General features: G+C 44.7%; 9 protein-coding genes. All 9 read left to right on the top strand.

Features of this window, described 5'->3' with window-relative positions; translation table 11 throughout:
* The first annotated feature begins 42 nt into the window (after positions 1 to 42).
* The 9 genes from accA to ACEN2L_RS15760 all read left to right on the top strand — a co-directional run bounded on the left by accA (position 43) and on the right by ACEN2L_RS15760 (position 13697).
* The gene (accA, locus tag ACEN2L_RS15800; protein WP_441745087.1) at positions 43 to 999 is read left to right on the top strand and encodes an acetyl-CoA carboxylase carboxyl transferase subunit alpha; all 957 of its coding nucleotides are present in this window, start codon (positions 43 to 45) and stop codon (positions 997 to 999) included.
* Positions 1000 to 1083: 84 nt separating this feature from the next.
* Positions 1084 to 2460 carry a tRNA lysidine(34) synthetase TilS gene (gene tilS / locus ACEN2L_RS15795; RefSeq protein WP_441745085.1) on the top strand — a complete coding sequence of 459 codons (1377 nt, stop codon included), beginning with the start codon at positions 1084 to 1086 and terminating at the stop codon, positions 2458 to 2460.
* A 227-nt stretch (positions 2461 to 2687) separates the two neighbouring features.
* Complete coding sequence (locus tag ACEN2L_RS15790; RefSeq protein ID WP_306020605.1) at positions 2688 to 3641, top strand: DnaJ C-terminal domain-containing protein; 954 nt, start codon at positions 2688 to 2690, stop codon at positions 3639 to 3641.
* Between the two features lie 2 nt (positions 3642 to 3643).
* Entirely contained in the window at positions 3644 to 3970 is a 327-nt protein-coding gene (locus ACEN2L_RS15785; protein ID WP_306020604.1) for a chaperone modulator CbpM, read from the top strand.
* A gap of 154 nt (positions 3971 to 4124) precedes the next feature.
* Positions 4125 to 5390: an exonuclease subunit SbcD gene (sbcD, locus tag ACEN2L_RS15780; protein WP_441745083.1), complete on the top strand. Its 1266-nt coding sequence runs from the start codon at positions 4125 to 4127 to the stop codon at positions 5388 to 5390.
* The gene (locus ACEN2L_RS15775; RefSeq protein WP_441745081.1) at positions 5387 to 9058 is read left to right on the top strand and encodes an AAA family ATPase; all 3672 of its coding nucleotides are present in this window, start codon (positions 5387 to 5389) and stop codon (positions 9056 to 9058) included. Before sbcD ends, ACEN2L_RS15775 begins: the two co-directional genes overlap by 4 nt.
* A gap of 1115 nt (positions 9059 to 10173) precedes the next feature.
* Positions 10174 to 10782: a hypothetical protein gene (locus tag ACEN2L_RS15770; RefSeq protein WP_441745079.1), complete on the top strand. Its 609-nt coding sequence runs from the start codon at positions 10174 to 10176 to the stop codon at positions 10780 to 10782.
* A gap of 168 nt (positions 10783 to 10950) precedes the next feature.
* Positions 10951 to 13413: a DUF4062 domain-containing protein gene (locus ACEN2L_RS15765; protein WP_441745077.1), complete on the top strand. Its 2463-nt coding sequence runs from the start codon at positions 10951 to 10953 to the stop codon at positions 13411 to 13413.
* A gap of 137 nt (positions 13414 to 13550) precedes the next feature.
* Positions 13551 to 13697 (top strand): hypothetical protein, encoded by a 147-nt coding sequence (locus ACEN2L_RS15760; RefSeq protein ID WP_441745075.1) that lies wholly within the window; start codon positions 13551 to 13553, stop codon positions 13695 to 13697.
* Positions 13698 to 13910 lie beyond the last annotated feature (213 nt).

Below are 13910 nucleotides of genomic sequence, written 5' to 3'. Positions count from 1 at the left end.
CGGCATTAACAATAGACTGTAAGCAAAACAATTAGGTGTGTAATGAGTGTAAATTTCTTAGAATTTGAAAAGCCCATCGCCATTTTAGAGGCAAAAATTGAAGAGTTGCGACTGGTCAATCAGGGTGGTGAATTTGACGTAGGTATCGAGGAAGAAATCACCAAACTTCGTGAGAAATGTGCGGAGCAAAGTAAAAAAATCTTTGCTGACTTAGGCGCGTGGCAAGTATCCCAATTAGCACGTCATCCGATGCGCCCTTATACTTTCGACTACGTGGCGAGAATGTTCACTGAGTTTGAAGAATTAGCCGGTGATAGAGCCTTTGCTGATGATAAAGCGATTGTGGGTGGTTTGGCTAAATTGGATGGTCGTCCGATTATGGTTATAGGCCATCAAAAAGGCCGTGATACTAAAGAAAAGATCCGCCGTAACTTTGGTATGCCAAAACCTGAAGGTTACCGCAAAGCTTTACGTTTGATGAGAATGGCAGAGCGGTTTAATTTGCCTATCATTACTTTTATCGACACGCCAGGAGCCTATCCGGGTGTTGGAGCAGAAGAGCGCGGCCAAAGTGAAGCGATTGCCATGAACCTTAAAGTCATGGCGGGTCTGAAAGTACCGATTATTTGTACCGTTATCGGTGAGGGGGGGTCTGGTGGTGCCTTAGCTATCGGTGTGGGCGACAGAGTAAACATGTTGCAATACAGCACCTACTCGGTCATTTCACCAGAAGGTTGTGCCTCGATTTTGTGGAAAAGTGCTGAAAAAGCACCGCTTGCCGCAGAAGCAATGGGGGTAAGCGCCAAACAAATTAAAGAGCTAGGGTTAATTAATCATATTGTCGAAGAGCCTCTTGGCGGTGCACATCGCGATCACGACAGTATGGCTGCTAATTTAAAAGCAACCCTTAAGCAACAATTAGCGCAATTATCGGGCCTATCTACTGAAGAGTTATTAGAGCAACGTTACGAGCGTTTAATGTCCTTTGGTTATTGTTAAACGCCCATAGATTCACTACGAGCCACTGCTGGTATGCCAAGCAGTGGCTTTGTGCTTTTTATAGGCCTCAACTATTAATGGTTTATGCAACTCATCCACACGCTTCAACAGCAGCTCAGTGCCTTAGCACTTAGACCAGAGCAAGGCTTAGTTCTGGCTTATAGTGGCGGTGTTGATTCGCACGTTTTGTTGCATTTAATGTGTGCCTTACGGGACGCTGGCGACATTAATAATCCACTTAGTGCTATTCATATTCATCATGGTCTGAGCCAACACGCCGATGATTGGCTAAGGCATTGTCAACAAGTGTGCTTAGACTTAGCGCTGCCGTTTAGTGCAGCAAAAGTGACCTTGGCGCAGGGCACAGGTGAAAGCCTAGAAGCATTAGCAAGAACCGCGCGTTACACTAAGTTGTATGAGTTGGCGCCGGTAAATAGTGTGATTTTACTCGCTCAACATCAAGATGATCAGCTCGAAACCTTTCTGTTACAGCTAAAACGGGGAGCGGGGCCAAAAGGCTTGGCCGCTATGGCTTTCTACAGCAGTAAAACCCTGCCGGGTACTAATAAAGTCGTGCATTTGGCAAGGCCGTTATTAAGCGTGTCGCAGCATCAAATTGTCGCTTACGCCACCCAGCATAAGCTAGATTGGGTAGAAGATGAGTCGAATCAAAATACCAACTTTGAACGAAATTTTTTGCGTCATCAGATCCTTCCCAGTTTAGTGCACAAATGGCCTGAAATTGCCAAAACCGTTTCTCGCAGTGCCGCTTTGTGCGCCGAGCAACAATCGCTACTTGAAGAAGTGAGTAAACAAAAACTGCAAGAGATCCGCCGGTCAAATACCACCTTGAGTCTTGCGGCTTTAAAGCAAGTAAGCAATGGTTGGTTGGTGCAAATTGTTCGGCAGTGGCTGCATGAGCTGGAAATCCAAAGCCCTTCACAGGCCATTTTACAAAAGATAAAACATGAGGTGATCAATGCAAAGGCCGACGCCAATCCCATTCTTCAGTGGGGTAACTGGCAGTTTAGGCGTTTTGCTGATGAACTTCATCTTGTTCCGCTAACCTCAGATATTTTGCCCCACACCCTAGTGTGGCAAGAGCAAAACAACCTGTCTTTACCCAGCCCTTTAGGCGCCTTAGTGAGTACACGTCACGCCTATGCTCAAAGTTCGGACTGTCATTTATTGATTGCGCCAGATTTAGGCGAAATTAAACTGCAATTTGGCGGTTATTCGCAGCGCTTCACGCCCCAGGGCAGTCAACATTCTAAACCCCTCAAACAGTGGTACAAAGAATGGCAAATACCACCATGGCAACGAGATAAAATTGCCCTTGTGAAGCAAAATGATGTACCACTGGCATTGTTAATTGATGGTAAGTGGCGTTTGTCTCACAGGGCATTGACTGAATCGCCTACCCACTCAGTCATCGCCTTGCACTATAAATCGCACAGTTAAAAATCACCTCAATTGAAGGCATTTTCTGAGCAAAAGCCCTGCATGCTAAACGCGAATGGGCCGCCTCAGCTAAAACAAATAGCCGCATACGCTTATTTCAACATTGGCCTAGCGAATAGGCTAGACTGCTAGAGTTGATTAAGATCAAGCTACTGACATCAGTCACGCCGTATAATGAAGAACAGCAAACGGCATACCACCCATCATGTTGCGTTTTAGAGGCGAGAATGAATTTCAAAGATTACTACAGCGTATTAGGTATTGAGCCACAAGCAGATGATAAAGCCGTCAAGGTGGCCTATAAAAAGCTCGCACGGCAATATCATCCAGATGTCAGTAAACACCCTGATGCAGAGGCCAAATTTAAAGAAATTGGTGAAGCTTATGAGGTACTCCATAACGCCAAAGACCGAGCCCAATATGATGAATTACGCAGACAACATCTACATCGCTCCCGCAGCGGACAAAGCGCTCATGGGGGACAGGGCAACTACCAACACAGCGATCCGCAAACCGAACAAGATTTTACTGATTTTATTAATTCAATATTTGGTGCAAGACACGCAGGCTCTGAGCATGGCAGGCAGCATCGTGGTGGCTCAACCCGTCGTCAAAAAGGCCAAGATATTGAACTTGAATTTGCCATGTTTTTGGAAGAAACCTTAACCGATACCACCAAACCCGTTGATTTTAGCTTAAAGCAACAAGATGCCAGTGGTCGCATTACCGAGCAGCCTAAGTCGCTGAAAGTTAAAATTCCGGCCGGCGTAGCTAACGGTGAACGAATTCGTCTTAAAGGGCAGGGGGGACCGGGCACCACAAAAGCTGACAATGGCGATTTGTATTTGCAGATCCGTTTTGTGCCTCATCCTCTTTTTGATGTAGACGGGCAAAACCTCAGTATCGTAGTACCCATTGCACCTTGGGAAGCTGTGCTGGGCACCAAGCTCAAATTGCCCACCTTAACAGGCCAAATTCAACTTAACATCCCTGCAAATAGTCAGTCAGGACAACGTTTACGTATCAAAGGTAAAGGTTTGCTAAATAAAAAACAGCAAGGCGATTTGTATGCTGTTCTTAAAGTGGTTGTTCCTAGCTCAAGTAATGATGCCAGTAAAACCTTATGGGCTGAATTAGCTGAAAAAACTCAGTTTGACCCTCGCGCTACGTGGAGTAAATAAACATGTTGCAAATTACGATTTCAGAACAAGACAGCTGTGTCAGTAGTGAAGAACTGTGTGCCTCTAGCGATATTGACCTGCATCTATTATACGAATTGGTCGAGCACAATATAGCTAATCCCATGCAGCAAGGGCCAGAACCTAGCCAATGGCAATTCAGTGTGGCAAGTGTCTTAACGGTAAAAAAAGCCGCAAGAATTAAGCGTGATCTCGCGCTAGATTGGGAGGGCATTGCGTTGATCTTAGACTTACTAGACGACAGAGAAAGCCTTGAGCATGAGGTAATTACCTTAAAGCAACAACTCAATCGGTTTAAGCACGCCAGTTAAGGCTTTGTTGGCAAGTTGACGCAAAGCCAAGGCGTAAAAATTATTTTTTTACTGCCAAGCGAACAAGCGATAGTGTAATGTAAGATTTTTGATTGGTAACAAGCAGTTAGCTTGTTATTTAGACATTGTATTGCTTACCTTCTGGATCGCAGGCATGAAGCTACTCCATACCTCTGACTGGCACCTAGGTCAGAGTTTTTTTACCAAAAGTCGTAAAGACGAACATCAAGCATTTATTCACTGGTTGTTAGAGCAAGTCGAGCAGCAACAAATAGACGCTGTCATCATTGCGGGTGATATCTTTGATACCGGCACCCCGCCCAGTTATGCCCGCGAAATCTATAATCAGTTTGTGGTGGACTTACAACGGCTTAATTGTGTGCTAGTGGTCTTAGGCGGTAACCATGACTCGGTGTCTACCTTGAATGAATCCAAGCAGATACTCGCGTGTTTAAATACCTTCGTGGTGGCCAGTACTGGCGTTGATAGTCATGAGCAGGTGTTTTGTATTCCCGATAAAAGTGGCAAGCCTGGTGCCATACTCTGCGCCGTGCCTTTTATTCGGGCTCGCGATGTACTGCAAAGCAGTGCGGGTGACACTGGGGTAGATAAACGCCAAGCCTTAGGTGATGCTATCAAGTTACATTACGCCACACTGTATCAACGGGCATTATTGCAACAACAAAGACACCAACAGCAACATGGGGTCACACTGCCGATTATTGCAACTGGGCATTTAACTGCTCTGGGCGTGACGCAATCTGACAGTGTGCGCGACATCTACATCGGCACTTTAGATGGCTTTGCCGCTGATGGGTTTCCGCCTGCTGATTACATTGCTTTGGGCCATATTCACCGCCCGCAAGTCGTGGCCAAACAACAGCATATTCGATACAGCGGCTCGCCCATTCCTCTGAGCTTTGATGAACTCAGTACCCAAAAGCAAGTCATGTTGGTGGCGTTTAGCCAAACCAACCCTGTGCAGATAAGCGCCCTCGATGTGCCACGATTTCAAGCGATGCAAGTCATTAAGGGTGATTTATCCGCCATTGAGCAGGCTTTACAGCGCTTTAAAAGTAACGAATTTTTGACGTGGTTGTGCATAGAGGTTGAAACCCAAGATTATTTATCTGACTTACAACAACGTATTCAAGCTATGACAGAAGGCTTAAATGTTGAAGTATTGCAATTGCGCCGTAGCCGCAATAAACAGCGTCAATTATTGAGCCAGCAGCACAGCGAAACCCTAGCAGAACTCAGCCCCCATGAGGTATTTGAATTACGCTTAAAAATGGAAAACTTCGAGGATGAAGCCGAACAAGCCAGACTCATTCGAGTTCGTCAGCAGTTTGCCCAAATTTTATCAGAGGCTCAGCGACAAGCGCCCAGCTTAGAAAACAACAGCGCAGGCACTTCATGAAAATTCTCAGCTTGCGCTTGAAAAACCTCAACTCCTTAAAAGGCGAGTGGAAAATTGATTTCACTGAGTCACCTTTTGCTGATAATGGCTTGTTTGCTATTACTGGCCCAACCGGCGCGGGTAAAACCACTTTACTCGACGCTATCTGTTTGGCCCTTTATCACCAAACACCTCGATTAGGGCAAATCACCCCCTCATCCAACGAACTGATGACTCGTGGCACCGCGGAGTGCTTAGCGGAAGTCGAGTTTGAAGTAAAAGGTAAGGCCTACCGCGCGTTTTGGAGCATGCGTCGCTCACGAGGAAACGTAGAAGGCAAATTACAACAAGCCGATACTGAGCTCGCCGAGGTAGCCAGTGGCAAAGTGATCGCCAGTCAGATAAAACCCAAAATTGAAGAAGTAGAGCGGATAACCGGTTTAGATTTTGGTCGCTTTACTAAGTCCATGATGCTATCCCAAGGTGACTTTGCCGCCTTTTTAAATGCACAGGAAAGTGAGCGTGCTGAGCTACTTGAAGAGTTAACCGGTACCGATATTTATGGTTTGGTATCTATTAAGGTGCACGAGCATTACAGTCAGGCCAAGCAAACTCTCAAAGAGCTAAACGCCAAAGCCGAAGGCTTTCAGTTATTAAGCAGTGAACAAAAACAGCAGCTTGAACTAGAACGTGGGCAGTGCCAGCAACAGCAGCAAAACCTAGAGCAGCAGCTTACACAGTGGCAACACCATCTTAGCTGGTGGGACAAAACTCATAGCGCCAAGCAACAGCAGCAACGTGCCCGCGAGCTGCAACAGCAAGCTCTCGACGCCATTGCCATCGCTCAACCTGAGCTCGATAAATTGGCTAACAGCGAGCCCGCAGAACGCTTACGTACCCAATGGGAATTACGTAAAAGTATTAACAATGAGCTGGCTAAAATCAGCCAGCAACTCGTGCTTAAACACCAAGATAAGGCCACTGCCTTTTTAACACTGAAACAGGCTGAACAGGCTTTAAAACAAAGTGTTGAGGCTTTGCAGCAAGCCAAACATGCTCAGCAACAACAAGAGCAGTTGATCACCGACAAAGTGCTGCCTCTAGACGGGGCGATTCAGCTACTGGCCAATAAACAGGCCGACAAACAAGCTGAGCTAAGTCGAGTTCGCCAGCAGCAACAGAGTATTCGTCAGCAACAACAAAATACGCAAAGCAGTTTGCACCAGCTGGTAGAGCAGCAGCAACAAGTGCAAAGCTACCTGACAGCACACCAAGCCGACAGTGCAGTGGCTGAGCATCTCGGTGCTTGGCAAATTCAAGTTGAACAATTACAGCGCGAGCAGCAATTACAGCACAAGCTTGAAGGCGAAACACAGCAACAAGAACAACAACTAAGCCTGCAAAACCAGCACATCAATGGACTTAAAACACAGCTAGAGCAACTTGCCGCTGCGGTAAAGATGCAACATTCGGCATGGCAAAAACGGCAGCACGAGCTTGAGCACCTAAATCAACAAGGGGATATGGCCAAGCTTGAGCAGCAACAAAGCCAGATAAATGCCCTGTGGCCACAGTTTCATAAAACCCACGAACATCAGCGCCGTTATCTGCAGTTAAATAAAGAGCAGGTCATCAAGCAAGCTGATTTACAAACGCTGCAGGTCAATCATGGTGAATTAACTCAGCAGCGTAATGCCTTAGCCGAACAGTACAAACAGCAAAAACAAGTTGTTGAGGATTTACAGCGTTTAGTGTCGCAAGAAGAACAATTGGCGCAGTATCGCAGCATACTCAAAGACAACGATGAATGCCCCCTGTGCGGCGCCACAGAGCACCCTAAAGCGGCTACTAAAGCACTGAATTTGCCAGATACCTTGCAGCGCTTACAGCATGCTCGTTTAGCCTTAGAAAAAGTCACTGAAGAGGGCACTCAAGCCGCTCAGCAGCTTAAGTTTATTGCGCAACAGATTAAAGATGCCGAGCTCAGTATTCAAACCCACAGCGCACACATCGAAGAGTCAGCAAATATGTGGCTGAGCCTGACTCAGCACTTGGGTTTTGAGTGTGAGATAAGTGATCAAGCAGCTTTAGTGAGTTTTGAAAGTAAACTTAAACAAGAGTTTGAACAACTAGGACTGCAACTACAAACTTTGCGGCAACTAGAAAAATCATTAACCCATAGCAAACAGCAGCTCGATGCAGCGCACAATGAACATGATAAAGCGCTGGGTGAGCTCAGATTATTAGAGCAAAACCAAGCTCATTTGCAAGCCAGTCAACACAAAAGTATAGAGCAGCTGGATGAGCTCAATACCACGATTAAAAAGAATCAGCAGGCGCTCAGTACGAAAATTACGGCCCTAGGTTATGTATTGCCAGATACCAATTTGCTTGAGTGGCTTCACACTAAACGCCAAGACGCAGCTGCGTATCAGCAGCACGCCCAACAACATGATGAGCTAAGCAAAACCATTGCCAGCACCCAGCATGAATTTGCCAGTGCTGAGAAACAGCTGCAAGACCTGCAGAGCCAACTTGCTGCAATGCAACAAGAGCTTGACGGCATTGCACAACAAATAAGCGAGCAGCAAACGCAGCGTTTAGTCTTATTTGGTGATAAAGCGGTGCCACAAGCTCGGCAACAAGCGAGTGACTTAGTTAATCAAAACGAAACTCTTTATGGCCAGCAAAGTCAGCGGCACAAAGAGGCTGAACAGGCGTACAACAACCTAGTAAATACTATTGAGCACAACGAACAACGCCAAGGCGAGTTGCAACAACAGGTAGAGCAAGACGAGCAAAAATGGCAATTAGCCTTAGCACAAAGCCCTTTTGCTGAGCAGCTGAACTTTGAACAAGCCTTACTGCCCGAGCAAGAACGGACCCGCTTAAGTGAATTAAAACAAAAACTCGACCAAGAACAGCAACGAGCCAATACCTTGTTAGCGCAAGCGAATGAACATCTCAGCGTATTGCAAAATGCTGAACACGCAGCAAGTTGGCAACAAGAATCGCCTGAGCAAGTGCAAACTCAGCTGCAAGAAGGCCACAGCCAAAAAGACAAGCTGGTACAAAGGCAAGGCGAACTCAACCAACAGTTACAGGCCGACCGTGAACAAGGCGAACGTCAGCGCGGGCTGTTTCAACACATCGAGCAACAGCAGCAACACTACGATGATGTCAGTTATTTGCACGCCTTAATAGGCTCAGCTAATGGTGATAAATTCCGTCGTTTTGCTCAAGGGCTCACCCTCGATAACTTAGTCTATTTAGCCAACAAACAACTCGACCGTTTACATGGTCGTTACCTGTTAAAACGCAAAGACGAAGAAGGCTTAGCGCTAAGTGTTATCGATACCTGGCAAGGTGACGTAGAGCGCGACACCAAAACGCTGTCGGGCGGTGAAAGCTTTTTAGTTAGCCTCGCGCTGGCCTTGGCCTTATCAGACTTAGTCAGTCATAAAACCAGTATCGACTCCCTGTTTTTAGATGAAGGCTTTGGCACCCTGGATACTGAGACGCTTGACTTGGCGCTGGATGCCTTAGATAACCTTAATGCCTCGGGTAAGATGATTGGGGTGATCAGTCATATTGAAGCGATGAAGGAGAGGATTCCTACGCAGCTTCGCGTGACTAAAAAGAGTGGCTTGGGGGTGAGTGAGCTGGATAAGCAATTTTCTGTTGATTGAGATTTACGCTGCGCGTTAAGCACGCGCTACGCGCACAGGGCATGTGCTTTGTACACTGAGCTAAGCATGGGCTTTGCTCATAAGGTATTCACTGCGTGAACGGAGCATGCGCGTTGCTCACAAAGCATCGCTGCGCGACTGCCATCCATGGCTTTCTTCTAGCTGCATCCATGCAGCTACACTTACTTTTTACCAACAGCCGCAAAAAGTAAGCAAAAAGGGCCGCTCTCCAGCATTGCTCTTATCCTTGCGCACTTTGCTTAAAACAGGTCGTGAATACGCGCTCCCGGCGCGGAGTCACTCAAAATGCATCCATGCATCGCGCGGCGACCGCTTTGACCTGTTTTAATCTTCGCTGCTCAGGGAGCAATGAGTCGAGGGGAAAAGCAAAATCAAAAGTATGTGCTGCGCACATAAGGCATTCACTGCGTGAATGGAGCATTCGCTTTGCTCATCGCAATCCATTGCGTTTTTGGTACGGCATCCCTGCCGTACCAGTGACTCTTTCTTCAACAGCTAAGAAAGAGTAACCAGACAAATTTTTCTGGAAAAAATTTGAACATCCAGAGGATGGCCCGAAGGGCAAAGTACAGGACGTACTTTGTAAAGGCCGGCTCCGACCAATTTTTGATCCATATTTAAAATAGGCTTCGATGCAAGAGCGGCGAAAGGTAACATCCATGTAAAGCGGTTCGCCTTGTCCAGACATCCATGTTTGGCCATCTGACAAGCCTATTTGAAATACGGAAAATTGGAGTCGCTGAATATCAAATGCATGTGCTTCGCACACAGTTCATGGCTGCGCCATAAGGCGGACGCTGCGCGGCATTCTCTTCGTTCATACAAGAATGCCTTCGGTACAGTGAAATAGAACAATCCCCCACGACATTCCGGTAGTCTTTTAAGCCGGGATCGGTCTTTATGGCGCATACAAATTGACCTACTGAATTCACCACAAAATCGACCTACTTGGAGTTGCGGTAAATGAATAGCTGCCCTCTTGGTAGGAGCTGCTTTAGCTGCGAAGCTTTTAAAACAAAGCATCCAGCCTTTCGATTACCTCGTAACGAGTTTTATAACTACTTTTAAATTCAATTTGAAAGGTACAAAATTAAGTGCGTTATTTGGTTTGTGAGGTAAAGGTATGGCAGTTCTATCGATATTGGCTAAAAAAAACGGTTTCAGTTTCTGAGTTAAGAAAAGAGCCTACGGATTATTTTTTAGATGAACCTGTCGCCGTCTTATCTAATAATAAAACGGTTGGGTATATGGTTAGCGCGGCTCTTTTTGAGCAGATGGTTAAACTGCTAGAATCTAAGTCTCAAAGTTCTCAGTTTCGTCCATCAAGCAAGCGTTTGGCATCAATCGCGGCTTTAGGTGCACAGCAATTATTAGCTGCGTCTGACCATGAATTAGCTGACTTTGAAGAGCAATGCGAGTTTTTAAAAGTCGCGTTATTATTCGATATTTGCTATCGAGATATTCACCGCGTGAACAGAGCATGCGCTTTGCGCACAAGGCATTCACTGCGCTCATCGCAATCCATTGCGTTCTTCAAGCAGCGTCCCTGCTGCTTGAGTTACTTCTTTCCAACAGCCGAAAGAACTAACGAAGAAAGGCCGCTCTCCGGCAAGGCTCTTCATCCAATTTTTTGGCAAATTAAGCAGGCCGGCTTGAGACGTTCCCGACGTCACAAGCCTCAATTGGCTATCCTTGCCAATTGACCTACTGAATTCACCAAAAAATTGGCGAGCCTTGAGTCGAGGGAAAGTCAAAAGCATCGGCATTGCCGATTAAAATCAAGGCCAATTGAACAAACACGATACATCGTTTATTCTCGCTATGATCTCACTAAATGTGATTTCTAAAAAACACAAGGAGCTGGCTAAAAAGTGTACAGAAAAATAATAAAGATTTTCCTTGGTTCTCCTGGAGATTTGGAAGATGAACGAAAAGCGGCTAAGCGAATTGTCGATGAAGAGAATAGCAATCATGCTAATGCACTCGGTTACCATATTGATTTAGTTGGTTGGGAAGACACAGTGTCCCAAAGACAGCGAGCGCAAGATGCAATAAATGTTGATCTTGATCAGTGTATGTATTTCATTGGACTGATGTGGAAAAAATGGGGCACTCCACCCGGGCCAGAAGGTCATCCGTATTCGTCCGGTTTTGAAGAAGAATATCGTCGCTCAGTTAGTCGGCATGAGAGCACTGGTAAACCTGAAATATCACTTCTTTTTAAAAATATTCCCAAAGATGATCTAAACGATGTTGGTAAACAGCTTCAAAAAGTTCTTGATTTTCGAGAGGAAATGAATAGAGACAAGAAGCAATATTATCAAAAATTTCAGGATTTGAATGATTTTGAACAGAAATTTAGAGCAATAGTTGCCAAATTTTTGAGAGATCAAAAGATTGAGGAACAAGATTCTGAAACTTTTGAACCTCAAAAGCCCAAAAAGGCTGAAAAAAAAGGCAATGCACAGGAAAAAAATGAAGTATCCAAACAACTGTTTGAAGGTAGTGCTCGCACTTTTATTGATGATTTTATCATAAAAGAAGATGCACCAGATGCATATAATTCAATAGATGCAGCCAGATTCAGGTTGCTTGCCAGTACCTTGTCTGATCACGGAAACGACAACTATGAGTTGGGCACACATGACGCTAACTTAATTTACCGGTATTTTCGAAGCGGAAAACTAAGCGGTCGAGAGAAACGAGGATTAGTATCAACCGGTCTCGAAAATTTAAAAAGTACGACTGTCCCTATCTGGCATTGGCTTTTTGATTCGGACTTTAATCTAAAAAGAAGGCTGCCAATTCTTACAGCTTTTGGCGGAGACAAAAAACAGCGTAATACATTTAAGTTACTTGAAAAACTTTCAATTTCTCCAGAAGATTTTGAGGGCTATTTTAATAAAGATAGTTGTTTAAAGCATTGGTTCTCTAAAGATAAGTCTGATGAGCTTGTTATAGCAGCTTTAGACTACTTAGGAATTCTCGGTGATAAAGGGCTTAGAGTTGATTGGAGCGATTTAATAAGTAGTTCTGAGGCGAATATTTCGCAAGCCGCGGTCCGAGCTCGAGCGCAAATACTTGCTCAAACTAACACTACCGAAGCCTTGTGCTTTGTTGCTCAACACGAGACTGCTGACCTTGGAAGGAAAGTCGCTGAAGAATTACTAAAGAACATAAGCACTATTGAAACCGCAGTCTTATGTAGTTGCCTGAAAAACAGAACATCTGTTTTTTTGAAGGAAATTGCTACAGAACTAACTCGCCGAAGTGCTCTCACAAAATCTGATGCACAATTATTGTGCGAAAGCAGTGATGCTGATATTCGACTTATTGGTGTAAAGACTTTGTCAAAGCTCGTACCTGCATTTAAGCTATCAGATGCACGCAAATTATTAGTAAAGCCAAGGAGTTTGAATACATCAAGTCTTGCTCAGTCTAATGAGGACAAGGACTATCCAGGTGAACATGCATTTGAAAAATTCAAGAGTAGTCTATTTGGCGAACTATCCTACGAAGAATTGTTAGAGCTACAAAAAGACGAATCTTTTTACTCAAGTGGGGTAACGCTTGCTCTTTATTCTAGCTATTTCAAAAAGGTTAAAGTTCAGCTTGAAAGAGATTTGACTGATGGCTTTGAAAAATTTTGTACTGACCGCAATGCTCTGCAGTTAGGCAACAGTCTAGAGCGGTCAGATTACCTCTTTAATTATATAAGAAATGATTTACTTTGGGCAGCTCTTGAAATTTACTGCTCTAAAGCCACACATTTGGATATTGCTACGGTTCGAAAAGTTGTGGATGATTATGAAATAAAGTTTTCTATTCAAATTGCTGAGTTTTTCGCTAAACATGGTGAATGGGAAGATACGATAAGAATACTGAAGTTGTCAGAGCATCTCAATTATGGTTTTGGATTAACTTTGCTCTCTTCTAAGGATCATTTTCGCGATTACCAAGTGGCTGCAAATACGATATTGAAATTAAGCTCTAAGAGGATAGCTGATGCTTGGAAGTTGAAACTCTTACCATCAGTAAGGGAACAACTTGTAATTGAAATGCCCAAGAAACTTTTCATTGCATTCAATGATCAGAACATTATTGATATGCTTTTGATAGATAGTGATGTTGTTCGTGAAGTAGTGGCTCTCAAAGCTGTGCAATGTCTTCCAAAAAATAGATTGGCTAAGATTTTAACCTCCTACTACGGTGTAGATGGGAGCTACTTCTACAATGTTATTTTCTGGTTGGACTTAGGTGTCTCAGCAGATCGTGTAATCAGCCAAAAAATTGCATCCAAAGAACTTTCAGTTAGAACTCTTGGGTCAAATTGACATCGTCAGCATCGGCAGGGTCAAAGCGGATGAAAAAGTAGGTTTGCAACCTGCAGGAACAGAGCCGATGAAATACTAATAGATGTTGTGGTATTTTTTTTTCAATTCGGCAAGTGCATTTCCTAGGATATAAACCAATGATAATCAACCCTTCAGAGCGCCTTAGTTATCGGCTTATGACCTTAACTGATGGACCACGTTTACTTGATGTGGATAGTGATCCGCTGGTGATGAAGTACATTACTAAAGGTGTGCCTAGAAATCTGCGGGGTCAGAGCCGATGAAAATACTTGCAGATGGGAAATCTGCGGGGTCAGAGCCGATGAAAATACTTGCAGATGGTATGTTTATTTATCAATTCGGCAAGTGCATTTCCTAGCATCTAAGCTAATGATAGTCGCCCCTTCAGAACGCCTTAGCTATCGGCTTATGACCTTAACTGATGGACCACGTTTACTTGATGTGGATAGTGATCCGCTGGTGATGAAGTACATTAC

The organism is Flavobacterium sp. W21_SRS_FM6 (genome assembly GCF_052119645.1).
Classification (GTDB): Bacteria; Pseudomonadota; Gammaproteobacteria; order Enterobacterales; family Alteromonadaceae; genus Paraglaciecola.
The sequence above is the reverse complement of the archived record's forward strand: the minus strand, read 5'-3'. Positions and strand labels throughout refer to the sequence as shown.